Annotated in this window: 20 protein-coding genes; 6 read left to right on the plus strand and 14 right to left on the minus strand. The window is 42.5% G+C overall.

Annotated elements, in window-relative coordinates:
* Window positions 1–90: 90 nt before the first annotated feature.
* Window positions 91–309 (plus strand): DUF4327 family protein, encoded by a 219-nt coding sequence (locus Q0541_RS32190; RefSeq protein ID WP_012407469.1) that lies wholly within the window; start codon window positions 91–93, stop codon window positions 307–309.
* A gap of 328 nt (window positions 310–637) precedes the next feature.
* Here the strand turns inward: Q0541_RS32190 and Q0541_RS32195 are convergent, their stop codons facing one another.
* From Q0541_RS32195 to Q0541_RS32210, 4 genes are all read right to left on the minus strand, one after another.
* Window positions 638–1912 carry a protein kinase gene (locus tag Q0541_RS32195; RefSeq protein ID WP_298920713.1) on the minus strand — a complete coding sequence of 425 codons (1275 nt, stop codon included), beginning with the start codon at window positions 1910–1912 and terminating at the stop codon, window positions 638–640.
* A gap of 178 nt (window positions 1913–2090) precedes the next feature.
* Window positions 2091–4091, minus strand: coding sequence for a serine/threonine phosphatase (locus Q0541_RS32200; RefSeq protein ID WP_298920716.1), 2001 nt, complete (start codon window positions 4089–4091; stop codon window positions 2091–2093).
* A gap of 454 nt (window positions 4092–4545) precedes the next feature.
* Window positions 4546–5337, minus strand: a complete 792-nt coding sequence (locus tag Q0541_RS32205) for a basic amino acid ABC transporter substrate-binding protein (RefSeq protein WP_298920718.1) — start codon at window positions 5335–5337, stop codon at window positions 4546–4548.
* A gap of 18 nt (window positions 5338–5355) precedes the next feature.
* Window positions 5356–6591 (minus strand): multidrug effflux MFS transporter, encoded by a 1236-nt coding sequence (locus tag Q0541_RS32210; RefSeq protein ID WP_298920720.1) that lies wholly within the window; start codon window positions 6589–6591, stop codon window positions 5356–5358.
* A 992-nt stretch (window positions 6592–7583) separates the two neighbouring features.
* On the opposite strand from Q0541_RS32210, the gene Q0541_RS32215 reads away from it, so the two are divergent.
* Entirely contained in the window at window positions 7584–8786 is a 1203-nt protein-coding gene (locus Q0541_RS32215) for a PLP-dependent aminotransferase family protein (protein WP_298920722.1), read from the plus strand.
* A 203-nt stretch (window positions 8787–8989) separates the two neighbouring features.
* Here Q0541_RS32215 and Q0541_RS32220 read toward each other — a convergent pair whose 3' ends face one another.
* The 4 genes from Q0541_RS32220 to Q0541_RS32235 form a co-directional block, all read right to left on the minus strand.
* The gene (locus tag Q0541_RS32220; RefSeq protein WP_298920725.1) at window positions 8990–9610 is read right to left on the minus strand and encodes a J domain-containing protein; all 621 of its coding nucleotides are present in this window, start codon (window positions 9608–9610) and stop codon (window positions 8990–8992) included.
* A gap of 200 nt (window positions 9611–9810) precedes the next feature.
* Window positions 9811–10422 (minus strand): ATP-dependent Clp protease proteolytic subunit, encoded by a 612-nt coding sequence (locus Q0541_RS32225; protein WP_298920727.1) that lies wholly within the window; start codon window positions 10420–10422, stop codon window positions 9811–9813.
* A 109-nt stretch (window positions 10423–10531) separates the two neighbouring features.
* Window positions 10532–11194 (minus strand): ATP-dependent Clp protease proteolytic subunit, encoded by a 663-nt coding sequence (locus Q0541_RS32230; protein ID WP_298920729.1) that lies wholly within the window; start codon window positions 11192–11194, stop codon window positions 10532–10534.
* Window positions 11195–11763: 569 nt separating this feature from the next.
* Window positions 11764–12636, minus strand: coding sequence for a D-alanyl-D-alanine carboxypeptidase family protein (locus tag Q0541_RS32235; protein WP_298920756.1), 873 nt, complete (start codon window positions 12634–12636; stop codon window positions 11764–11766).
* A gap of 624 nt (window positions 12637–13260) precedes the next feature.
* On the opposite strand from Q0541_RS32235, the gene mnmG reads away from it, so the two are divergent.
* The 3 genes from mnmG (at window position 13261) to Q0541_RS32250 (ending at window position 18673) form a co-directional block, all read left to right on the plus strand.
* Window positions 13261–15183, plus strand: coding sequence for a tRNA uridine-5-carboxymethylaminomethyl(34) synthesis enzyme MnmG (gene mnmG / locus Q0541_RS32240; RefSeq protein ID WP_298920759.1), 1923 nt, complete (start codon window positions 13261–13263; stop codon window positions 15181–15183).
* Window positions 15184–15415: 232 nt separating this feature from the next.
* Entirely contained in the window at window positions 15416–16774 is a 1359-nt protein-coding gene (locus Q0541_RS32245; protein ID WP_298920762.1) for a hypothetical protein, read from the plus strand.
* Between the two features lie 921 nt (window positions 16775–17695).
* The gene (locus Q0541_RS32250) at window positions 17696–18673 is read left to right on the plus strand and encodes a bestrophin family protein (protein ID WP_298920731.1); all 978 of its coding nucleotides are present in this window, start codon (window positions 17696–17698) and stop codon (window positions 18671–18673) included.
* Window positions 18674–18794: 121 nt separating this feature from the next.
* Here the strand turns inward: Q0541_RS32250 and Q0541_RS32255 are convergent, their stop codons facing one another.
* A complete protein-coding gene (locus tag Q0541_RS32255) occupies window positions 18795–19415 on the minus strand; it encodes a hypothetical protein (protein WP_298920733.1) in 621 nt (206 codons plus the stop codon).
* Between the two features lie 266 nt (window positions 19416–19681).
* The gene (locus Q0541_RS32260; protein WP_298920764.1) at window positions 19682–20623 is read right to left on the minus strand and encodes a DNA polymerase III subunit delta'; all 942 of its coding nucleotides are present in this window, start codon (window positions 20621–20623) and stop codon (window positions 19682–19684) included.
* Between the two features lie 331 nt (window positions 20624–20954).
* On the opposite strand from Q0541_RS32260, the gene Q0541_RS32265 reads away from it, so the two are divergent.
* A complete protein-coding gene (locus Q0541_RS32265; protein WP_298920735.1) occupies window positions 20955–21509 on the plus strand; it encodes a DUF411 domain-containing protein in 555 nt (184 codons plus the stop codon).
* Between the two features lie 121 nt (window positions 21510–21630).
* Here the strand turns inward: Q0541_RS32265 and Q0541_RS32270 are convergent, their stop codons facing one another.
* The 4 genes from Q0541_RS32270 to Q0541_RS32285 form a co-directional block, all read right to left on the minus strand.
* Window positions 21631–22335, minus strand: coding sequence for a tetratricopeptide repeat protein (locus Q0541_RS32270; RefSeq protein ID WP_298920737.1), 705 nt, complete (start codon window positions 22333–22335; stop codon window positions 21631–21633).
* Between the two features lie 244 nt (window positions 22336–22579).
* The gene (locus Q0541_RS32275; protein ID WP_298920740.1) at window positions 22580–22969 is read right to left on the minus strand and encodes a hypothetical protein; all 390 of its coding nucleotides are present in this window, start codon (window positions 22967–22969) and stop codon (window positions 22580–22582) included.
* A gap of 551 nt (window positions 22970–23520) precedes the next feature.
* Window positions 23521–25281, minus strand: coding sequence for a Rieske (2Fe-2S) protein (locus Q0541_RS32280; RefSeq protein WP_298920743.1), 1761 nt, complete (start codon window positions 25279–25281; stop codon window positions 23521–23523).
* Window positions 25282–25696: 415 nt separating this feature from the next.
* Window positions 25697–26023, minus strand: a complete 327-nt coding sequence (locus tag Q0541_RS32285) for a hypothetical protein (RefSeq protein WP_298920745.1) — start codon at window positions 26021–26023, stop codon at window positions 25697–25699.
* Between the last annotated feature and the right edge of the window lie 24 nt (window positions 26024–26047).

The raw sequence follows: 26047 nt of genomic DNA on the forward strand, positions 1-26047 counted from the left end.
TACACCACTCTACGGGCCGGCAACAATTGCAGAATGGGAAGCAGTTTTGATTAAGCATTTACCAACAAATATCAGAATTCAATCGAGGTTATGACTCAGCAAGTGATTCACCCAATGGTGAAATTGCAGCGCAACGTGCAATCACTCATAGAATCGAACATTATCAAGCCAAGCGATAGCATCTGGAAAATCGCTTTGCTCTACGGCAATGAATGGCAGCACTGGAAACAGGAACTGCTTGACTTTGGCTTTAGTATGCAAGACCCAGTTAGTGAATTGCTAGCTGTAGAAACTTGGGATGAAGAATAGGTATTGGGCATTAGGGATTGGAGACTAGCACCGCAAGGCGGAAGTCAAAAGTCAAAACTCAAAAGTCAAAAGTATTATGGAATGGGCTTTTTAGGGATTTTAAATGGTTGCTCTATTTACGCCGTGGTGTACTAGTGCACTGTGGCGGAAGTTTGTCTACTATACAAGGGGCAAAATCCCCTTGTTAAGTTTCAAGTCTTGTTAATTGAGATGGTAGGTGGATTTACGCGCCTGCTTTACTAACAAAGAGGTGACAGGTGATAGGGAATAATTTGTACCCTGTAACCTGTACCCTATTCCTTTGTTCAGTCCCTAGTCCCCAGTGCTTTTATTGGCAAGCAGCTAACGCCGCAGCTAACTTTTTTGCAGTTTGGAAGCGATCGCGTGGCAATGGTTCTGTAACGTGATCAATCACATTTCTTAATTGGGAACTAATGGTGGGAACCTTTGCGACATCAAACCTGAAGTTTCGCCCCTTTTGGCGGTAATACTTGAACGGGTTTTCGCTTGTGAGCAGAAAAATCAGCGTTGGCCCAATTGCATACAAATCAGATTGAGTCAAAGGTTGTCCTCGTTCTTGTTCAGGAGCGCAGTAACCTTCTGCACCAATCCGAGTACCGGGCGCTGTGCCAATTTCTTTAACTGCGCCAAAATCCAGCAATACTATGCGATTTAAAGAACTTCGCACCATTAAATTGGCAGGTTTAATATCGCGGTGAATCAGTGGAGGCTCTTGGCTATGAAGATAGTCTAAGATATCGCAGGTTTGGATCATCCAAGCGATCGCTTGGCTTGGCGTAACTGGCCCATTAGTAAAAATACGTTTCTCTAAATCTTGTCCGTGGATTAGTTCCATTGCCAAGTATTTTTTTCCGTCTTCGACAAAAAAGTCATAATACTTGGGAATTCCAGGATGGTTAAGGGATTTGAGAGTGTACGCCTCCCGCTCAAATAATTCTTGAGCTTTGGCAATTTTCACCATATCAGCATTCATTTGCTTCAACACCAGCAGTTGGGGGATACCCGCAAGACCAGCCGCATCCCAAGCGAGATAAGTAGTACCCATACCTCCTTGTCCGAGAGTTTGCAACACTTGATAATGGCGAATTTTCTGTTGCACTGAGAGAGGTTGACCGCAGTGGATACAAAACAGATTGTTCGGGGAATTGCCTTCGTGCGTGCAAATGGAGGATGAATTTGCTCTAGCTTGGGCTGAATAGACTGTTGCAACGGCGTTTTCTTCTGTCGCTTGCATTTGTTGCGATCGCACACCAGTTTCCAGCACTGTTACCTCCTGAATTTGAAATTGCAGTATTGGGCCTCCCTGTGCCAGTTGCAAAAGGGAATTATCTGGTAAGGAACTCTGAATTACAAGAACACCGTTGAGGAAAGTCCCATTTGTACCCTGACTAACCAGTCGCCAACCACCGCCATTGTCGGCATCGACTTGTCTGAGTTCTAGATGATGCCGGGAAACTAAACTATCAGTTAAAACAACGTGATTATCTGCCGCTCGACCAATCCGAATTATGGAAGAGTTCTCAAAGCTCCACTGCTGGAGGGGCGTTTTCTGTTGCGGTTCTAACAGAGTCAGACTAACCACAATACAACCTACAAGGTAAATGGATCAGGCATTGGGCATTGGGCATTGGGCATTGGGTATTAGGTTTTAACCCCTGATTTATAAGGCTTTGAGGTGAATTAGCGGATATGTCTATTGGGAATTTGTGATTGTTCTTTCTTTTTATTACCCATTCCCAATACCCCATTCCAATTTATTTTTAACTTTCCAGATTTGGGCGTACTTTTGCCCGAATAAGTATACCAGTAATGTTGTCATGACCATTCTGTTGGTTCGCCAAATCAATTAAGTCTGTAACACCCTGTTCTAAGTTAACGCTAGAACTAAGTAAGGGTTCTAAGTGAGTCTGCCAATGGGTTTCTATTAAATCATTATCTGATAGACCGTCCGATGCCAACAGCAGAAGAGTATCTTCATTGATCTCGAAAAAGTCTACATCAGGATTAATCGAGTTTTCGTCACGAGGCCCCAAGGCTTGGGTGAGTTGGTAGGCATCTGGGCGGGCGTAAGCTATGCTTGCTTCCACTCCGCGGGTTATTTCCCGTTGCCCAACTTCGTGATCTACTGTGACTTGTTCTAGTTGCCGCTTGCGCGTCAAGCGATAGAGACGGCTATCTCCCACATGAGCAACTGCTGCTTCAGTATCTTGAATTAAGAGCATTACCAGAGTTGTACCCATGCGCCCCACTCCAGAACGGGCATCTTGTTGATTAAGCTTGTAAATCGCCTCATTAGCTAAAAACACTGCCTCACGAATGCTATCTTCTGTTGGCAGTTGGTTGGCAATCCAGTGTTCTTGAAAGTATTGCCGTAGGGTGTTGACTGCTAACTCACTGGCTATCTCGCCGCCAGCGTGTCCACCCATACCATCACAGAGAATATACAAACCATGCCCTTCCAGAACTCGATTTTTAGGCAACTCCAGCTTCTGAATTTTGCTTTCAATACCAAAATAGTCTTCATTATGATGACGTTGACGCCCCACATCTGTGCGTCCTGCATCTTCTAAGCTACTTAACTGCATCGGCAGCACAACAGTTGCCATATCATCAGTTTTGCTAATGATATCTTCTGGCTCATCTGATTGCGGGATAGTGGGCACAGCAGTATTTTTCTCCTTTATTGGGGGCAAAGTTGCGGTTCCTAGTGCTTCCAGTTCAACAGAGATTTCCTCTAAACGCGATCGCAATTGTGCGATCGTGTGAATCTTACCTACATCTAAATCCCCCAACATCTGGACTACAGAGCCAAATTGAGTCCGTTGAGACTGCCTAAATAGCGCTTGCCAAACCCGCCCCAAAGCTTGGATAGTTAACGGCTCCTCTGGAATAGCAAATGTTTGGGCTTCGGCATCTTCTGGGGACTTGATAGCAGCCTGAGAACTTGATGATTCCACATATAACCTTTGTAGTGCCAGAGTTTGGTCTTCATCCAATCGCAAATTTGACAAATCTAAAAGGCTTTGACGACAATTCACTGGTTCCAATACTGCCCAAAGTTGGGTCATTTGATAACACCAGTGTAAAATTTTTAACGAACTCGTTGTTTCTTCTTGCCATCGCTCGAGTAAAGGCTGCCAATGTGAGCGGTCTTCAATTATTACTACCTGCATATCCCCCTGCTGCCATGCATCGTGAATCGGCGGTATCTCCCGCTGACCTTGGGATTGTAAGGCAATATAAAGTTTAGCAAGGCGAGGAATTCCACTTGTTTCCACTGATGGCGTTAGCAAATCTGATTGCTGATTTGCTAGTATTGCCTCAATGGGTGATATTTGATACGGCTGGCAGTCTAGAACTCTGACACCTACATCAGTAATGGTGGTAGTTTCAGTTTGTCCAGGTAGCATATATAACAATTGATAGCGTTCTTGGGAGTCTAAATAGGAGCCTAATGCAATCTGAAAGCTAGGGGGTAGAGGAGATGAGGAGTATATTGCTCCCTCATCTCCCTCTACTCCCACATCTCCCTTTTTTCCCTGATTTTTCTCTACTCCCAAAGCTTCCCCATTCGTTTCCTTAGCAATAATTGCCCAAAACACTGTTCCACATTCCGTGCTACAGTTATGACAACGTAGTGCATTTATAGGTACATCAGTACTGCATTCAGGACAGACTTTGTGGGTCAGGGACGTGCCACAGTTTTGACAGAATTTGTTACTATTGGGGTTTTCAAATTTACACTGAGGGCAAATCAGCATAGTGGAAGTTCCTTAATTCCCGTTCCAAGGTGCTTCTAGCCACTAAGATCCAAGGTGCCACAATTGGCTATCCCTGACCACAGTAGACCTACAAGAGATTGTAGTTTATCAATGAATTTTGGTGGCAGTATTAATTGTGACGCATATTAGATAAATATTTAATATATTGGCAGTCAATTCCTAATAAATGGGTGAATGGGGAGTGGGGAGTAAAAATTTTAGATTTTAGATTTTGGATTTTGGATTAAAGAATTGAAATTTAATCCAAAAGACGCTCTCTACAAGACGCTCTTGCTAGCAAGATCCCCGAACGCAAGAGCGTCCCGTAGGGAAGGGGTACGCGGACTCGCTCTAAGCATTGGCGCAGCCTCTTCTTCGAGTTGCCATGCCGCAGGCTTTACGCTACGCTATCGTCAATTCCATTATCCAAAATTGAATTGCCCTATGCTTCATGCTAAGAGTCTGGCAATTGTGGAGGTTCAGTGTTAAACCATTTTTGATAAATTTGCTTGTAAGTGCCATTGGATAACAAAGTCGCTATAGCTTTGTTAATTGCATCCAGATGGGGGGAGTCTTTAGGTGTAGCAATCCCGTAGTATTCTTGGGTGAGTAGATCGGCAACAACTCTGATGCCTTTGAGTTTGCCATTTTTAATCGCATACAAAGTTGCGAAAGCATCGCTAACCACAGCATCAACATTGCCATTGAGCAAGTCTTGGAAAAACTCTGAACCAGAATTAAAAGTACTAATTTTGGCATTGGGGATGGTTTTGGCAAAATCCGCCCCAGTTGAACCAATTTGTACAGCAATTTTTTTACCTTTGAGACTATTGAAGTCTTTAATATTTTGGTTGTCTTCGCGAACAGCGATCGCTAGTCCGGCTTTAAAATAAGGTCTGGAAAAAGCAATGGTTTTCAGACGTTCGGCGGTAATCGTGATTCCACTAATTGCTGCATCGACTCTTTTAGCTTGCAAAGTCGAGATCATGCCATCAAAGGGCAGACTTTCAAACTGGATTGTAAAACCTGCTACTTTAGCGATCGCATTCATCAAATCAATATCAAAACCTTCTAAGTGACTACTAGCCGTTTGGATTTCAAAAGGGATAAAGGTGGGATCTGTCGCCACCTTGAGAGGTTGAACATCATTTGGATAAGAATTGTTACAGGCAATGAACAGTAGCAAACAGCCTAAGCTCAGAATTAGTTGCCGCCACTTAAAGTTAATCAAATTCCCTTTAGTCATTAGTCATTAGTCAAATACCTAATTTTTCATTTTGTGTAGTGCTTGAGTCCGAGCAAAGCGACGCTCGGCAGGGCGTGCAAGTCCAAAATAAGCGGCGAAGGAGGCGATCGCAAACACTGCCATTAAACTAGACATGGCGATCACCGTGCGCCCATCATAGAAGAAAGCAACTAGCCCACTCGCCAACGCCCCACATAACATTTGCAGAAATCCCACCGTGGCGGCTGCAACTCCAGCTATCTCTGGCAAAGGCTGAATGGCACCCTGGATTGCATTGGGGGAGATTATCCCCAGGCAGAAGGTGTTAAATACTAGAAGAGGCATTAGCGTAGTAACTTGTGCAGCACCACTCACTGACAACATTGCAAGGGCAACAGATGAGCCAACGGCACTCATCAGCCCAAAGGTGAGCAACCTTGACGGAGATACGCCACGCATACTCAGATGCCCATTCAGAAATGAGCCTACCATGATGCCAAAAGCGGTCGATGCAAAAAGCCAGCCGTAGGTTGTAGTCGGGACTTTAAATACATTAAGCAGCACGAGTGGCGATCCCGCAACATAGGTAAACATGCACCCAAAGCTTAGTGCATTGACGAGGGCGTAGCCGAGACAAATCCGATTGCTGAGAATGCGCCCATAATTTTTTATCAGCCGACGTGGTTTAATCGCATCTAGATCATGGTTAGCTAGCGACTCACTGAGTCCAAGGGCAACAAACAGCAAGAGTAAAAACCCTCCTACAGCCAGTGTCCCATAGATAGTCCGCCAACCAGCGATTGCCAGCACCCAACTACCGATTGTAGGTGCAATCATCGGTGCTACGCCCATCACCAGATTGACATAGGAGAGTTGGGCGCGTGCTGCCGAACCATCAAATAGATCGCGGACAATCGCCAGTGTCATCACCATACCTGCACCAGCGCCGGCACCTTGAACTAAACGCCAAGCAATCAGAGTATTGATGGATGGCGCAGCAGCACAGCTTGCACCTGCTAGGGTAAAAAGTCCGCAGCCGATAAGCAAGATTGGTCTGCGTCCATAGCGATCCGAAAGCGGGCCGAAAATCAGCTGGGCAACAGCAAACCCAAGCATAAATAAGCTTAGGATTAGTCCAACAGATCCAGAAGATGCCCTCAAAGCTGCGCTGATTGTGGGAAAAGCTGGTAGCCCCATATCAATTGATAGAGGCGGTAGGGCAGAGAGTGCCCCCAAAAGAAGCGTGAAGCTCAAGGTGTTGGGTCGAATTCGCATTATTTTAACTTGTAGGATTCACGGTTATCCAAATGGGTCTCTTGATTTTTCTAGCTAGGTGTGAGATGTTCTTACTCATCTGATATTACGGTAAGTCGATAAAAATACCGTATTTAGATGACTCTAGGGAAATTTCCAGCTTCTAAACCCCAAGATAAAGCTCTAGTAGATTACAATAAACCATAAAAAAAAATCTCAAAAGACTAAAAAACAAGAGTTTTTAAATTTTACTTTTGCCCCACAACAGTTAAATATGCATTTTTTTAGCTGCCAGATTGCTCTGTATAAATTTTGGATTTTAATTCCCGGAGAGGTTGATTAATGTCACTTGCGTCAAGTTTGCAGCGATCGCTATATACATATGTACTACTTTAACCTCGCTTAATCTGCATGGATCAGCCAACAATGGGTCTTTTACGTTTGGATGTCGAGCGTGTTTGAGAATTAATTGAGATGATTAATTAGCAAGGTGTGACTGTTTTTATGGTTGAACAGAATGCCAATTTAACACTGCAAATTGCTGATTATGGTTATGTACTTCAAATGGTCGAATTGTGCTATCTGGGTCATCTAGCGAATCATTGAATAACCCGTAAATTCGTGACGCTTATTTGAGTGGTGAGACGGTTTCGCAAATATGATGTGGTTAAACTTTTCCTAAAGCGATCGCACTAATTCAACTTACAGTGATTTTTAGATAAATGGATTTATTATATAAATATTTTTTGCTCTCACGGAGAGAAGCCAGTCAGTTGCGCGGGTTAAGAGTATTGTCGCATCTGGTGTCAGCTCCAGGCGCAGAGATAAAGTTATAAACACTCAATTAAAAAGTTATTTGAAATCTTTAATTGTTAAACTATTGATGATAAACTAACCAAAATTTACTTATAAAATCACGAAAGCATTGTTGGGATTTAGAATAAAGCTGGCTATCAGTATTTCTTCCTTAAAATACTGATATACTCATAAACTTAGAAGACAACTCGCCCTTTATGGCTCCTACCACTTCTGCCTACCAAATTGCTGATTTGTTCGCCGAAAGAGCTAGAAACCTCGCACCATCAACTTACGGCACTGAGTTAACCAAAATTATCACTGTCAGCTTTGCCTACGGTTTAGCTGACCCAATTCTCTTTCCCCACGCCGACTTGGCTGCTGCAAGTGCGGCTGTGCTGACAGAAGAAGCTCCGATCGCCCTCAATTACGGGCCACCTTCAGCTCAACTATATGAGCAAATTATCCTCCGCTTGCAGACTAAAGGAATTGCTGCCGATCGCGATCGCCTGGTCATTGGCTACGGTTCTGGTCAGATTCTCGGTTTGCTACCAGATGTGTTTGTCGAACCTGGTGATGTGGTAATTGTGGAAGGGCCAACCTTCCTGGGAGTAGTTGTCAGATTTGTCCACGCTGGCGCACGCATAATTACCATTCCTGTGGATGAGTTGGGGATGGATGTGGACGCCCTAGAAGAAACTTTGAGCGACTTGAAGAAACAGGGCATCCGACCCCGGTTTATTTACACCATCCCCACCTTTCACAATCCCACAGGCGCTACTATGCCGTTATTTCGCCGCCAAAAACTGGTAGCGTTAGCGGCTGAGTATGGCGTCTTAGTGGTGGAAGACGATGCTTATAGCGATTTGCGGTTCCAAGGAGAAACTCTGCCCCCTCTGGCAACTCTTGACCAAGAGGGGTGGGTATTATATGTAAGTACCTTCTCGAAAATTATTGCGCCTGGTATCCGCCTGGGCTGGGCTTGTGGTGATCCAGCGATTATAGAGCGGCTGGCAATGTTCAAAAGTGAGGGGCCTGTGGGGCCATTTGTCAGTCATGTGGTCGCCCGCTACTGTGCTACAGGCAAACTAGATAATCACATTCAGCAGCTAATCGCCTGCTACAAGCATAAATGCAATTTATTGTTAGAGGCGATCGCTCAAGAGTTTCCCAGTGATATAGTTGCTTTGCGACCAGATGGGGGCTTTTTCGTTTGGTGTAAATTGCCGCCAGACATCAGCGCCAAAGCACTCCTAACAGCTGCCAATGAACACGGCATCAACTTTTTGCCAGGGACTCGGTGTTACACCGATGGACAGGGAGATGATGCCATCAGGTTAGCTTTTAGCTTTCAGCCAACACAGAAGATTGTTGAGGGAATCGCTACATTAGGAGCAGTGTTGCGCGGATTGCGGCAATGACGGTGCCAATTTTAGATTTTGGATTTTAGATTTTAGATTTTGGATTTTGAATTGAAGATAATTTACCTCGTTCCCAGTCTCAGACTGGGAATGCTCAATGGATGGCTCCCGCCTTCCGTCTGGGCGGCAGCAACCCAATGAAGACCATTTCCTTCTTATAACTTGGAAAGGAGATTTTGATTTTCAATAAATTTTGTAAATCTTTAAAAAATTTGTTCTAAGCGTTGGAAATCGCGTTGCACTTCATACCAGAGACTTTTATTACAGGGGTCTGTCTTCAAAGCTTTTTTGAGATAAATTCTGGCTTTGAGCAGTTGGTTTTCGGAAATTAGCGCCCGTCCCCAAATTTGATAAGCGATCGCTTGCCATTGACGGACTTCTGCATCTGTTGACAACCGATCTGCTAAAGCTTCTGCCAGGGCGATCGCTTGCGCAAATCGTCTTTCTTGCAAAAATCGCTGCAATTGCTCATAAGTTTTCCACTTCAGCCGTTCTTCTATTTCCAACAGATTCGGCGGCTTTGGTTTCGGTGGTTGTTGGCTTGTCACCGTTGCTACTGGTGTTTTCTGCCAATGCATTGCCTTGGTGTCATCATACACAGTTGACACCTGACTTGAATGTGCGGCAGTTTCCTCTGGCAATACTACCGTCAGCAAGAGTTTATAAGCCTCTGTCAAGGCAATAAACTTATCTTTGGCTTTGTTGTCATCTGGGTTCATATCGGGATGATATTGCTGCGCCAGTCGTCGGTAAGACGCTTTGATCTCAGCAAAAGAAGCTCCCGACCTTAAACCCAATAAACGGTAGCAATCTCCAAGATCCATCTTGAGCTATGAGCTATCGAATATTCAGCTAGAGGCTATCAGCTATCTGCTTTAAGCCTGAACTATTAATGATAAAGGCTAATTTTCTATTTTAAAGTTCAATGTTGACAGTTTGTTTAGGAAAGCGAGTAGAGAGTGGGGAATTAGGAGTTAGAAGTTAGGAATTATTTCTCCCCTGCAACGCCAGCTTCCCCTACTCCCTACTCGCCTACTACTATAGAGGTTCGGTCTTCAATCACACGGTCAATCAAACCGTATTCTTTAGCCTCTTCAGCAGACATGAAAAAGTCACGATCCATATCTTTTTCAATTTTTGCTATGGTCTGACCAGTTTTATCGGCATAAATCCCATTCAGCTGGTGACGAATCCGCAGAATCTCTCTAGCTTCAATTTCGATATCGGTTGCTTGTCCACGGGTGCCACCTGAAGGCTGGTGAATCATAATCCGTGAGTGAGGCAATGCTATGCGTTTCCCTTTGGTGCCAGCTGCCAGCAGGAAAGACCCCATTGAAGCAGCTAAACCCACACAAATAGTCACCACATCTGATTTGATATGTTGCATGGTGTCAAAAATAGCCATGCCAGAGGTGACCATTCCACCGGGGGAATTGATGTATAAATAAATATCTTTACCTGGATCATCTGAGTCCAGATACAGCATTACAGCGATAATTTGATTGGCAATTTCATCATCAATATCTCGCCCCAAGAATATAATCCGTTCCCGATAAAGGCGATCGTAGATGCTAATCCAATCTGTATATTGTCCTCCGGGCATCCGGTAAGGAACTTTAGGAACGCCTATAGGCATAATTTGCTCCGTTATTAATAAATTGGGGATGATCGGAGAGTGAAAAGTGAGGAGTTAGGAATGAGGAAGGAGTATTAAATAACTCATAACTCATAACTCATAACTGAATTTAAAGGACACTGGCAGGGAGTGGGGGATTTGCGAGTTCTTCTTTCTCAAAAACTCGGTCAATCAGACCGTATTCCTTCGCTTCGTAGGGTGTCAGATATAACAGCCGATCCATATCTTTAATAATTTTTTCTGGAGGCTGTCCGGTGGTACGATTCAAGATATCAACTAGCGCCCCTTTATTTACCAAAACTTCCCTCGCGCGGATTTGAATATCCGTTGCTTGACCTTGGGCATAGCTTTTGGGCTGATGCAGGATAATCGAGGAGTGAGGCAAACTGGCGCGGCAACCTTTTGTACCAGCACTGAGAAGCATCGCTGCCATACCCATCGCGGAACCGACGCAGATGGTGTGGATAGGAGGCTTGATATATTTCATGGTGTCATAGATAGCGAAGGCTTCGGTTTCAAAGCCAATGGGTTCGCCACTGTAACCGGAAGTGCCGGTGGAGTTGATATAGATTTTAATCGGCTTTTCGGGGTCGTCGGACTGCAAAAACAGCAACTCGGCCACGATCAATTCCGTGACAGCAGGCACAAGTGGCATCCCAAGATAGACAATTCGCTCCTTTAATAAGAGGGAAGGTAAATCTGGTGGCGGTGTCCGGTAAAAGTTATCGCCGTAATAAGGGGCTTGAACAGCCTTGATGGGGGAAATGTCCATAGCAACTGATCGCCTGAAACTATGCCGTTAACTGTAATACATCCTAGCGCGATGCTAGCTTTCCTCAAGGTGCGGATTTCTCCCTAATGCTTAAGGCGGCTTCGCATCTGCCAATGTTTGGCTTGTGAAGTACCTACACTCAACGCTTGCCTTGAGTCTAAACTTTCGGTTTGATTCGCTGTTGCCTCCTTGTACAAGTACAAATTGGTCGAGGCAACAGCGTCTCTCGTCAATAATAGACGTTTACTAGGTCTTACAGCTTTGCTGGTTCTAATTCCGGCTGTAATACCAATTCACGAAAACCCTGATACAGATAGATTTCTTGTAGGGGCATGGCAATGCCATGCTCTTACCAACGTATTTGTATCATTATTAAAGTGAAATGGTATAACTGCTCAGTTAATATATTGATATTGATATTGAGTCTGGTTTTGGACAGTCTGCTCCCGAAGTTCCCCAATGGTTCTGGAGAGAATATGTTGGCGTTACTGATAAGCTGTTACCAAAGCTTGCTGAACGATATCCCACTTTTTAGATTAAGATTCCCAAGTTTTCATGCTATCTAACAATTAAAGTGGTGTAATCCAATAAGTAATGCCCCGGATAACTTGTTTTTTAAAACCAAACAGAGGTAAATTATCTTCAAGTAAACCCACATAAGTCCAATGTGGAACATCATTTTCTACAGTTTGAAACCAACCATTTTGATTAAGAGCTTTTCTTTGTTCTTTAGTGCCTACGCGTAAATCAATTGCTAATCCCCACAGATGTTGTGAGGTTCCAGGAGGTGCAACCAAACCGAGAATTTTTATTTCTTTACCCTGTTGAACTTTTGTTAAAATTTGATTATTAGCATATTTGTACCAAAATCTTAAATTTGTGTTGAAAGTGCGAGTGCAATCACCAGAACCATAACCAGATTTTAGCGGGATATGTTCTTGAATTCGCGCTTTATTTAAAGCATCAGCCGCTGATTTTTGTAAGTAACAGTCATTAGTGTTATCAACATGACCCATTGTCAAAGTAGCTTGAAATTTTTGGGTTTCTTGTTCATTAGCAAAAATATCTTTTTGCGGCAGTTTAATCCCAACATCTTGATTTACAAAAACTGCACCATATGTCCGCAACAAAGTATATTCATAAGTACCAGGCTGGGGAATTGTGGGTAATTTCTGGCTAATTACAGATAAAAAACGCTGTTGCTCATTTAATTTGGGGTCAGGAATAAATGGTTTTGATGTTATCTCTTTAGATGTATCTTTACAAGCTAATGAATCTGTAGTCAAGCATACATTTAATGGTTGGGCAGTTCTACCCAATTGGTTATGGGTAATCTCATTACTAGCGACTAAGACAAATATCATCATGATAACTATACTGATGAAAGTTGTCTTTTTGATAACCTTAGTAATAAAATTTTTCTTACTGATGATAATTTTCATTTTTAAATAATTGCTTAATTGATTCAAGAATAAAAGTAATCAGCTGATTGCAAATATCTGTTATTGATTAATACACTTTGGTTAAAGCTTGATCCTCCTTAAAGTTAAACCCCCTTTTTTAAGGCTTGTCATTACTCACATTTTTGTAACAATCAAAGTGTCGTGTTGACCTACATCCTGCCCAGAGCTTAAGTTCAGCAGATTATAGCAGCGAAGTGGGGATTGTCATGTGTGGGTAATAACAAGCTTCTTAAGGGGGGTTGAGGGGATCTTGTGAGGAAAAATATCATTAACACCAAGTCGATTGTGTTATTGATGAGTTGAAAACACAGATAAATCATCGTGTTGATAGATGCTTCTATATAAATTGTGCAATATATCTAATATATATCTGTAATAAATCAACTTTTTTCATGCCTAAATATGTGAGAAACAAACCGGAACATTGCCACAATTCTTAAAGAAAATTATAACTTTTTACTTAATACTCAACTAAAGAAAAATAAAATTGTCTGTAATTGAGTACTAAGAAATTTGATAACTTTTTTCTCAGAAAGTTACATCCATGAAACCACTGGAACAGTTAAAATTGAAAAGAACTTTAAGCTTGCCGATCCTGTAAGTATGACCATGCACAATTCCGTTGAATTCCAAGACGCTTTTGATGTCATAGTCGTCGGTGCAGGTCACTCCGGTTGCGAAGCAGCTCTCGCCTCTGCACGCCTCGGTTGTCGTACCCTGTTATTGACGCTCAACTTGGATAAAATCGCTTGGCAACCTTGTAACCCAGCAGTGGGTGGCCCAGCTAAATCCCAGTTGACCCATGAGGTAGATGCACTCGGTGGAGAAATTGGTAAAGTAGCAGACCGCACCTACCTGCAAAAACGTATCCTCAACTCTTCACGGGGGCCTGCTGTGTGGGCATTACGCGCCCAGACGGACAAGCGCGAATATGCAGCGGTGATGAAAAATATTGTCGAGAACCAAGAAAACTTGACAATCCGCGAAAGTATGGTGACAGATTTAGTGTTGGATGCTAATGATCAAGTCATCGGCGTTGAAACTTATTTTGGTGTAGGGTTCCAATGTAAAGCAGTCATCTTGACAACTGGCACCTTCCTGGGAGGCAAAATTTGGGTGGGTAACAAATCAATGCCGGCGGGACGAGCTGGAGAATTTGCGGCTGAAGGATTGACACAAACCCTAAATCGCCTGGGATTTGAAACCGGAAGACTCAAAACTGGAACTCCAGCTAGGGTAGACAAGCGATCTGTAGATTATAGTAAAATGCTAATCCAGCCAGGAGATGAAGATGTGCGCTGGTTTAGCTTTGACCCGGATGCGTGGGTAAAACGGGAACAGATGCCTTGCTATATCACCCGCACAACTGGCGAAACCCATCGCCTAATTCAGGATAATTTGCACTTGTCACCAGTTTATGGCGGTTGGGTGGAAGCTAAAGGGCCGCGTTATTGTCCCAGTATTGAAGATAAAATTGTCCGCTTTGCCGATAAGGAAAGCCACCAAATTTTTATTGAACCAGAAGGAAGGGATATACCCGAACTTTATATCCAAGGGTTTTCTACAGGGTTGCCAGAAAATTTGCAACTGCATATGTTGCGGACTCTCCCCGGTTTGGAAAAATGTGTGATGCTCCGTCCGGCGTATGCTGTGGAATATGACTATTTACCTGCAACTCAGTGTTACCCCACACTGATGACTAAGAAGATTGCCGGACTGTTTTGTGCTGGGCAGATTAACGGCACCACAGGTTATGAAGAAGCCGCAGCCCAAGGGCTTGTAGCCGGAATTAACGCAGCTCGATTTGTTCACTCTCAAGAAATGATTGTCTTTGCGCGCGAGCAAAGTTACATTGGAACGCTAGTCGATGACTTGTGTACAAAGGATTTACGAGAACCTTACCGGATGCTTACCAGTAGGTCAGAGTATCGATTAATATTGCGTTCTGACAATGCTGACCAACGCTTGACACCTTTGGGACGGGAAATTGGTTTAATTGACGATCGCCGCTGGGATCTATTTACCCAAAAACAGGCTAATATTACCACAGAAAAGCAAAGATTGCAAGCCACACGAGTCAAAGAACATGATGAAATAGGAATAGCGATCGCATCTAATACCCAACAAGCAATTAAAGGTTCAATTACCCTTAATGACTTGCTGCGGCGTCCAGGATTTCATTATGTTGACCTCGACAGATTCGGACTGGGAAACCCCAACCTCAACCGCGCCGAGAAAGAAGGCGCAGAAATTGACATCAAGTATTCTGGCTATCTCGCTAGGCAACAAAATCAGATTGACCAAATTGCCCGCCAAGCGCACCGCCAATTACCTGGGGATTTAGACTACACAAAAATTGATACTCTTTCCAAAGAGGCACGGGAAAAGCTGACTCACGTAAAACCACTCACTCTTGGTCAAGCCGCACGTATAGGTGGTGTAAACCCAGCAGATGTTAACGCTTTATTATTATATTTAGAATTGCGTAGAACCAAGAGCCAGTCACAGTTTCCAGCGTTAGCTTAACACAAACTTCATAAAGACTGAGTATAGTAGTAGGAAGGGAAATTGGTATGATAGATGACAACAAGTATTAGTACTGTCATCATCAACAATCCCCAGATTAAAGTTGATTTTAATACCAACGCTTAACCAACTCGTCTCAATCAGACGGCGGATTGGATATTTCATCTGTAATCCTAACTCCCAGGCAGTAGGCGCGGCGTTTCCTCGTCCTAGCAACAAAGATAGAACGTCTATGTTACAAGAAGCCAGCACCCGTCTCATAGTACCGGAACCATCAGAAGACTTAATCGCCAACGAACCTTGGTTGATAGAAAACTATGCTGATGGTCTAATGGATGAACTCTTTGCCGATATCGACTACATTCTGGATGTTACTGGTAATTTGCCTTCTCAAACCGTTAGGCAGAGTAGGCAGAACAAATCGAGCCAGTCTGTTGCTGGGGTTTCCCCCCAACCTCAACGCCAGTCGCCTCCAGAATCCGTTCCTCTGCAAACAGTTACGATACCGCAGATTATCTTACCGAACACATTGAACCAAACAGTAGAGTCAGTAGCTCAAGATAATCACAAGCAATTGAGTACTGTTGTGTTTGACACCGCCACCGTTAAATCAGTTAGTAGAAAGCGTCAGAAAAGTAGTCGTAATTTGGGCAAACTGCTGATTGTGGGAACAACTTTAGGTGTGGCGATCGCTGGTATTATCTACCTGGTACAGTCGGGAGTAGTATATCTTTTAAATACGAAATTGCCTGAGTCAGCTCTTCTACTGCCGCAACCGCAGTCACTCTTGCCAACAAAAACAGAAATTGAGGCAGAGTTGGTTGATTATATGCTGGGAGCGCTGGCAGTTATAGATAAACAAGAAGCAAAAAGCAATCAAAAATCTGGCATCCTTGGATTCTCCAGTCAAGCAAATACTAATCAAATAGCCTTTGGGAACGGGCAAACAACTGGTAATCTACCACCACTTCCACTTCTAGCTAACAATACGCCACTAGCCCCTAACCGCTCTGGAAGGGTTGTTGAGCGCATCTACGTTCCCGTTTATCAAGCGCCGTCGCCAATGCACTACGGGCTGCCGGCGATTCCTGGTACTTCCACACTTTTACCACAAGTTGCCAGTGCGTTACAGGGATATCAACCTAATGTTGTGAGAACTGCCCTGAATACGGTGCGACAAGCTGCCAAGCCTGTAACCGTCAACATGTTAGCTGCGGCTGTGCAAGCAGAACTCAAACCTGTAGCTGGACGAACTGCACCCATTACCGTGCGGCAAACACCCAACCCTCTGCCTGCATTACCAGTAGTTCCATTACGTGCAGCACTCGCACCATCAGAACCAACTATTACCCATGAACAAGTATATGCGCCAACTGCGATCGCAGATACTCCTGCTAGTACCTTAGAAGGGTTGCTAGAGTTAGGCAACAAATCTGCTGCTTTGTTTAAAATTGATGGCGTGACTCGCCGCATCAACATAGGTGAAAGTATCGGCTCAAGTGGTTGGACACTAGTAGATGTTAGTAATGGTGAAGCTGTCATCCGGCGTAACGGCGAAGTGCGATCAATTTACGCAGGGCAGAAATTGTAAAAGTTCTTTTCTTTGCAACTCTTCTACGCATCAAAATATTGCAATCATAAACGGCTTTGTTGCACATTGCTATCTTGCCTAATTATACTGTTTAACGCAATAGCTGATATAGATAGATAGGTAGAGGTGTACACCTGTACGCCCCTACAGTCAGTTTATGTGTTGCAAAAATTTGGGAAAATTTATCTCGGTAACTTTTGCGGTTTCAATACCAAGTTGGGTAAAGATTATTACTAAATCTTTATAAAGAGAATTGTTTAGTAATAACATATTTTTCCCAATAAGTATTTGAATACTAATTTAAACGAACTAGTAATACGAAAATCGAGAGGTTCAGATTCGCAACTCCAATACTTTTGGGGTTTTGGGGGAAAGGGGAATGGGATTGCAGTTTGAATTCACCTTTATCCCTTGCCCTTTAACATGCACCCAGACCAAAATGGAGTAGTTTACGCTTATCTGAAAAGTATTCTTCCCGACTTATCTAAAAAATCAGAAATCTTTTTGTTTACAAATGATTTAAATAGAAGTGGAAAATCAATGAGCGATCGCAGTTCATGAGGCAAGGTTTACTTACAGCAGGTTTCAAGTTGCCAAAAAGTACTCAATATAATGATAAATGTTGAAAATCACAGTTAAATAAGAAAAATTATTCTTTTAGCTCACCCCAATAGGTAATTGCTTCGTTACAAAGAAAAACCAAATTGATGGCGAAAAATTGGAAGACATTCATAAATTTACCTACCTAAAGAGGGTTCACAAAAATAAATTTAAATGTTAAAAGTATAATTTATGTTGATTATAGTTCTACGACGGTCGTTATCTGGAAACCTACATCTTGCACCTCTCTTACTTAAGCCAGATAACTTTAGCTAAAAAAAGCTAGTTTGCTAATTTATGTAATCACCAAACCTTACCAATATGAAACAACTTAACTATTTTCAAAATAATTCTAAAAACTCTTTAATAGACAAATATCACCTTTATAAAGGCGAAAAATTGAACTGGCTTCAAGTAACTCTTCGGCTTGAAAGGTCAATTATTTCTATCATTCTTCCTTGGGTACTTTTTTGTACTGCATATGGTATTTTCATATCATTTCTCTATTATTTAAAATTACCAATAGCATTTTCAAATTCAAACAGTATTCTTACTAATGCTGTTTTAAGTTTTAATATTGGTTTTACATTACTATTAGTTTTTCGGACGAATACAGCCCATGATAGATTTTGGGAAGGTCGTCAATTATGGGGAGGTTTAGTTAATACATCTCGTAACTTAACTCGGGGAATTTGGATAATAGTTAAAGATAAGACACCGCAAGATAGAGTAGAAAAAGAGGCAATACTTCGGTTAGTAACTGCTTTTGCAGTTGCAATGAAGTTACATCTAAGATCAGTACCTTTAGACACTCAGTTAGCATCCTTAATGTCTGAAAAACAATATTTACAACTCCAAGATAGCAATCATCCCCCACTACAAATTGCTTACTGGATAGGAGATTACTTGCAGTATCAGCATGACCGGAATTGTCTAAATGTCTATCAACTGACTACTCTACATAACTGCGTAGATGATTTAGTAGATATTTTAGGTGGTTGCGAACGCATTTTAAAAACGCCACTGCCTTTGATATATACTATTAAACTCAGACAACTGTTATTTATTTTTTGTCTAATATTACCTTCAGAAATTGTTAGCTTTTTATATTGGTGGACTGGTATAGTAATGGCTTTTGTAAGTTTTACATTATTAAGTATTGAACAAATTGGCTCAGAAATCGAAGAACCTTTCGGGTTTGATCCCAATGACTTACCTTTAAATACGATTTGTAATACAGTCTCAAACAATGTTGAAGAATTAATCAGGCTTGCTTCTAAGAATGTTCGTTCTTTCTAAATCTTTAAACAACCTTTACCAGATAAATTCCTGATGAGAGGTGAGAAATTTTTACTTTCTTAATATATAGATAATACTTGGGTTGAAAATGCACAATAAGTAGCCTGTCCTTAGACATCGCTTAATAAATCTTTCGCCAAGATTTTACCGTCTCTTTGCCAATTTCGCTATCAATAGTTTGACCTCCTTCCAATAGTAGTCTGATGTCTAAGTTCTCATCTGGAGCATTTTTCAAAGCAGTCGCTAATTCTTGACTGACAGCAAACGTGCCGGTTGAACCGTCTAATTGAAAAACTTTTCCCCTGACCTTAAGCAAAAGTTTATCTACTTTCTTGGTAGTAACAAACCTCTGATAGTCATATCTGGGATACACACGACCTGCGGTGTAGAAAGAAGAACTTGCTTGATCCGAATTTAGTGTTACCAGGACTCGAATGCTCGAAGGAGTCCACAAACTAATAACTTGTTTTGAATTCTCACGGTACAAATGGCCACCTAAAGAGTTGCGGTCAAAAACCCCAACTAATTCCCCTTCAAAAGGATCAATGATTCTCACGGGTTTCGACCAAGGCACATCCATATCGGGGGACAGTCCTGCTGATTTGACCACTGGCAAATCGCTTGATGCTTTAGCAAGGCTAGCTACCTCTTGAACAGTGAAAGCAGTACAAACTTGAGGGGAAAGCACAGCCAAGCTTGTCCCTAAAAGAAGAACTGGAATTGTCTGTGGTAAGTTAATCATAAGTCAGGGGTACAATCTTCAAAAACAATAATCGGACAACCTTTATTAGTCATCCCCTGCAAGACTTTTGTTTAAGAGAAGCTTTGGCAATTGAGCAAATCCCAGTGTCTTGAAGCGATGTCTGTTGACTCGCCGCATTCTCTACGAGACGCTTTGCATAGCTTTTCAATAATACGTTAGTACTAATATGTCCGGTTACTTAAGTAATATTATTTAATATAGCTAAAGAGTTTGAGGTTTTTGGGCAAAAATTCATGAATGCGATTTTATTTTTGGTATACAGATAAAAGCAGACATTCCCAAACCAGCCGGGGTTGAGCGTAAGCAAGTAAGTATTTACGAGCTTGTTCTAGCTGGTGAATGATGGTGGGTTGATGCCACTGCTGCCAGTAAAATTGCTGAAGATAATCAACTAACCACAGTTGTGCTTCTGTATCTAAATCTTTATCAATTTTTTTGGCTAACTCCAAGGCTTTGCGGTAGGAAGCAGGGGCTTTTTTCAGGTCTTCGAGTAACTCCGGGGGAATAGCTTGTAATTGCTCGTAAGATGCGATCGCACTTCCGGCACTGCCAGCTGCTATACTCAATACTGCCTGATTTGGCAAAATTTCCTGATGACCCGTTTGTGTGAGTACAACAGCCAAAGACTGGGCATCTAAGCGATAAAAAGGAATGCGTTGACAGCGTGACACCAAAGTTGGCAACACAGACTCAGGTGTAGGTGCAATTAAAATTAACGTTGCCTGTCCCGGTTCTTCCAAGGTTTTAAGTAAAGCATTGGCTACGGCTTCTGCCATTGTTTGGGCTTCTTCCAGTATCACCACATTCCTCGGCGCTTCCAAAGGCGGACGACTTAAAAACTCGGTAATTTCTCGAATTTGCTCTAGCCGAATTACAGGTGGTGCTTTACGCTTAAGTCCTTTCTCAGCCGCTTCTGCTGGTGTTAATCGTTGTCCCTGGTATTGGTACGTTGGTTGCACCCACAACAAAGCTGGATGGTTGCCTTGACGCAAACGGTTTTGTAAAGCCGCAGTGACTCCCATCTCACTAGAAAATAGCAATTCCACAAAGCACTTTGCTGCTAAACTTCTTCCTACACCATCTGGCCCCACAAATAGATAGGCTGGAGCAACTCGGTTTTGTCTGACAGCCTGAGTGAGTAATTCTATAGCTTGCTGTTGTCCTACAAGTGGTGCAAATGGGTTAATAGTTCAGTACCTTCGCCAAAACAAGAATATGAAAATAGAGGGCTGATGCAGTAGAGTTATTGTCTTCCAGAACGACAACTTAGAAACTACAAAATGCCCATGTTCGATATACTAGCACTGTAGCCTCTGGCAATGTGAGAAGGGGAGACGCTCTTGCTAGCAAGATCCCCGTAGGGGTACAAGTGGAGAAACCGCAAAGGCGCACTGCCCCCTTTATGCTAGGAAACCCGTTTACCGCAGTGGCTCCCCATGAGCGACTCCCGTTGCAGAGTGTTTTTGCAGAGAATTTATTAGAACAAATTTATGGAATGTTGTACTTAGGAAGTCTCAGATGTCGCACAAACAATTTATTTATTACTGGCAAAAATGGTTCCCTCCCATCTTGGTACATGCTGCTGTGCAAGTAGTGGTAATGATTTGTCTAACAGTAGGGGTGTTGGGCATCTTGGCAAGCGTTGCTCCGATGAGTCATGCTCAAGCTGTTTTTCCTAGTTCTGTTGCAGGCGCACTAAATGCCACTGTATATCACAGTCCCGATTGTAACTGTTGTGGCGGATGGATTGCTCACTTAAAGGCACAGGGTTTTAAAATCACAAACTTTCCTACGCCTGACATCGAAACAGTTAAACAAAAGTACAACGTGCCGGATAACTTGTCATCTTGCCACACAGCTATTGTTAATGGATATGTCATCGAAGGACACGTCCCAGCAGACGACATCAAACGTCTGCTTCAAGAAAAGCCAAATATTGTTGGTTTATCTGTTCCCCAAATGCCTATAGGTACTCCTGGGATGGAAATGGGAAATCGAAAAGACCCGTTTTCTGTATTATCTTTTGATCATAAGAACTCAGTTGCGGTATTCCATAAGTATCCATCCTCTTGATGTAATCTTATTGTATTCAGAAGATGTTTTAAAAGTGGATTTTCATGTATTTTGGCGATGATAATCACCAAAAGCTTTTAAAACATCCTCACATTACCTGAATCAGTGGTGAGAAATATTACTAATTAGAACCAGCTTTGATCAACTGCAACAAATGATTTAACCATCTCTTAAACCAGAAGCCAGATGCGAAAGTTGCAACATTTTGAGAAAGAAGCCCAATCGCATGATTACAATCTTGCAGACTTGCATCGAGTCCCATTGTGTGATAGATTTCGCGGGCATTATAAAAGGCATCTATCGCTTCTGATTCTCGATTGATTTTCTCTAACGCCAAACCCAAATTAAACCAGGCGTTTGCTTCCCCATTTCGGTCATCAAGATCCCTTGTGATCTCTAATGAATAGTGATGAAATTCAACCGCTCTTTGGTACTTTCCCAGAGCCTTATAAGCATTACCCAAACCACACAAGGCCATTGCTTCCCCATTGCGATCGCAGATGAATCTTGCCAGTTCTAACCATTGGTGGTAAAACTCAATTGCCAGTTGGTAATCCCCCAATAATTCATAACTATTGCCTAAACTTCCCAGGCAAATGCATTCCCCAGTCCAATCGCCTATTTTCTTAGTTATACTCAACCACTGCCGATAAAACTCAATCGCTTGCTCATACTTACCCAGGTATTCATAAGTATTGCCCAAACTTCCTAAACAAATGACTTCCGCATTGCGATCGCCTGTTTCTCTGGCTTTGTGCAAGCACTGCTCTTCAAACTCAATGGACTCAATGTTATTTAGGCTTTCGGATCTAATTACTTCTGTCATTCTCTATAGAAAACGAAATTTTTGGTTGATGGCTGTTGATTATACAATTTTCTGTGGCCTCAACACTAGAAGTGCAACTTATATGCACAACTTCTCTCATCTAAAAATTGTTCTTTAATATCAATTTTTATTTTATACACATAGATTTATGTGTATAAAAGGCTTTTCTTTATATTAATAACAAGCGCCGGAATATAGGATATTGAGAAATTTAGCTTTCTAAAAAGAGACATGAAAAACCAAATCAATCAGCAGCGGCATAATCAGGCAATGCTTTAAGTTGCAAATTAACAGCACTTAGATAATTTTGGTCGTTTAAAACTTGTGATGGTAATTTATTTGCATTAACAGCAGCCTTCACCAAATCTTTTGCAATAATATTTCTGTTCTGAGTTTCAGATACTAGGGCTTCTCCACTAGGAATACCGTGTTGCTTAAGACCTCCCTGATAAGCAAAATTAACTAGATTGAAAGGCTGGAGGTAATTAACAGAAGTAGAGTTACTGGATAAATTGTTAGAGTTAATAGCTATTTTACTACTACCGATAGTAGCTGTTTGAGCGCCAGCGATTCCAGGTACAAGAGTAATAAAAGCAAAAATCAGTGCAGAATTTATTAAGGTAATAAGTTTCATAAGTTATTCTTAAGTAAAATGCAATTGGTGTTCTTTAGTAATAGAATCCTCTTTATTATTAATCTCAGCTTCCCTCATTCAGGTCACCTGATCGGTTGATATATGATTCACCCAAAAGGGTGAGCTAATTGAAGGGCATAAAGAGCAATGGATACTTCCTTAAGTCCAGACACAAAAGATATGGGTTGAAATTTTCAAGTACTTAACTGAGGCGAGTTGAACATTTATGCAATTTTTAATTCGCCTCTTGAGTTTCGCTAATCAGCAAGAAAAACAAGATTGGAAATCTAGTTAAACCGCGTCCACCTTGAAAACTGTAGTTCTTTCGGTATGAAAAGAAAAACCCTCATCCCCCAGCCCCTTCTCCCAAATTTGGCAGAAGGGGAGCCGGAAATAAGTCCCTCTCCCAAGTAGGGAGAGGGATTTAGGGTGAGGGCAAAAACTACGGTTCTCAACATAGATGAGGTTTACAAAGCAGAAATTGCTGCGATCGCCTAAATTCTTGCATTAGGCGATCGCAGCAATTATCGAGTCTCCCAAGATTAGCTAAATTATGATTCTTCAAACAGGCGATCACCTTTATGCAACCGATCAGCAATTTGATAGGTTTGGCCTTGCGATCGCATTGTGGGCGAGTGTGCTGCTAAATAACGAGCAGCAGCAACTAATACATGAATACCAGCAGTTTCACCCAGCAGCGAGTATTGTCTAAAAGCTGCTTCCATTTCCTGAATTACATGAAACTCGCGATTTTCGCGCAGCATCAACTTACCCAACATTGCCATCAGTCGCTCAACAGAGCCGCCATTGTACAAATAATCAGCAACTAATTTACCTGTTTGATTTACTTGTTGTTGGCGATTTAATAAATCTGGTAGTTGGTTGAGCAATTCTTCAGGATTTTGAGCAGAGTCTTTTGGTTCTGGAAGTCGTGCTGGTGGTACATTCAAAAAACGATTCAGATATACACTCATCGCAGCATCAAACACACCTCGTAATAGTTCAAGCGTTGGCACTCGTCGTAATCCTTGATGCACTGCATTGGCAAAAGTAAACGGATGGTGCGCTGAATTCCAGTCGCCAAAGTCGTTGTTAGTGTGGAAGCGGGCTACCCGAAGTGCTGCTGTGTAAGTAACTACACTTGCCAATTGTTCTTCAGTACAACCAGCTTCCAAAGCAGTCAGAAGAGAGTTGGTAATTTTCTGTGGATCTTCCCCTAACAAAATCGGCACCAATTCCTCCTCACCTGACCAAGTTCCTTGTCGAGGTCGTCCTGTTGCCAAAGCCGTAGGTAACTGCTCAAAGGCAGACTCCAGAATTGCTACCAAATCCACAGGGTAACGCCAAGAATTGGACTCTTCCATGCGGGAAGCAGTTGCTAAACCAGAAACTAGACTCGCCAAAACTGATTCTGCCCCTTGCCAACCAACAGTATCCAAGGCTTCCAGTGCCTTGTTAATGAAGTCGAGTGCATGACCGCTATCGATATAACGGTGGTCTGTGGCAGATGTGAACAGTATATCTGCAAGTTGCTCAGAATTAGCACCCGCCCGAATTGCAGATACCAAACATCTCTCTGCTGCTTCACTGTCCCGCACCTCAACAAACTGGCAAAACCAGCTTTTGAGGGTATCTAGGTCAACAGTAGAATTGGGCAATGGATGAACTACAAAGTGAGGTGGCGCACCTGCACTATCACTAGCGACTGCTGAAAGTCCTTGGAAAAGGGCGCGGGGTTTGTCTTCTGCATCTAGATAAGGCAGCAAATTCATCATGCAAGTATGGATGGTTAAGCCTGTACCCCAGCCTGCTTTGTTGTAACGGGTGCCAAATTCCAGTCCTACCTGAAATGGTTCGGTAAAATCTGCCCCCATGTCCAGTAAAGCGATCGCTGATTTAGCAATAACTAAGGAAATACTTTGTTCTAAACCATCCTGAAGACGTTGGCTGTGGTGGGCATGGAGGTCAACTAGGGGATCTAGATTTACCCAAACTTCCCCATCGCGGATTGTTACACTAAAGGAGGGAACATCATCTGCCCAAGAGTCAAATGTTCCGCCACTGGCGAGGTCGAAGCGGGCATAGTGCCAAGGGCAAGTTACAATGCCATCTTTACAAGTGCTTCCGTGGAGCGGAAAACCCATATGCGGACAACGGTTATCAATTGCATAGACTTTATTGTCTGAGTAAAACAGAGCAATGGTGTGTTTTTCGCTGCGAACCAACAAACTACCTGCTGCTTGAACATCTGCAAATTTAGCAACACGGATGTATTTGTCTGTGTGAGTTGGGGCTGCAAATTTTTGAATCATTTCAATTTTCCACAAAAGTGATGTAAAAACTCCTACTACCACTCTGGCGAACTTTCAACGGTTTGAGCAACGATGCAATTCTAATTTTTGTTAACTATAAGCATTTGCGAAGAAAAGTTAGCCACCGCCTTATCGGTTACAGGACTTACGCAAGAACTCTGTGAAACTCTTATTCCTTTGTGTCCTTTGCGTCCTTTGCGGTTCGTTTTATCATGATTTTGCTTAATACCATTTCACTTTAATAATGATACAAATACGTTGGTAAGGGCATGGCATTGCCATGCCCCTACAAGAAATCTATCTGTATCAGGGTTTTCGTGAATTGGTATAAGTCCTGGGTTATTGATAACGAGGTTATAAGGCACAACACTACTGGATTACACCAATTTTCAGTTAAGTAGACTACAAAAAAGACCTAACCCCCTACCCCCTTCCCTACAAGGGAAGGGGGAAATTCAAAGCCTCTCTCCTTGAAAGCTACCGTGTACACACAAGTTTGCTGCGTGGCGTTAATTTTTACAGATCGATGCATTGCCATTGCAGGTCGATGCATTGCCATTGTAAGTCGATGCATTGCCATTGTAGGTCGATACATTGACATTGTAAGTCGATACATTGCCATTGTAAGTCGATACATTGCCATTGTAGGTCGATACATTGCTATTGCAGGTCGATACATTGCTATTGCAGGTGGATACATTGCTATTGCAGGTCGATACATTGACATTGTAGGTCGGTACATTGCCTATTGAAGAGCAAGATTTGG

It is taken from the genome of uncultured Nostoc sp. (assembly GCF_937863485.1).
Classification (GTDB): domain Bacteria; phylum Cyanobacteriota; class Cyanobacteriia; order Cyanobacteriales; family Nostocaceae; genus Nostoc.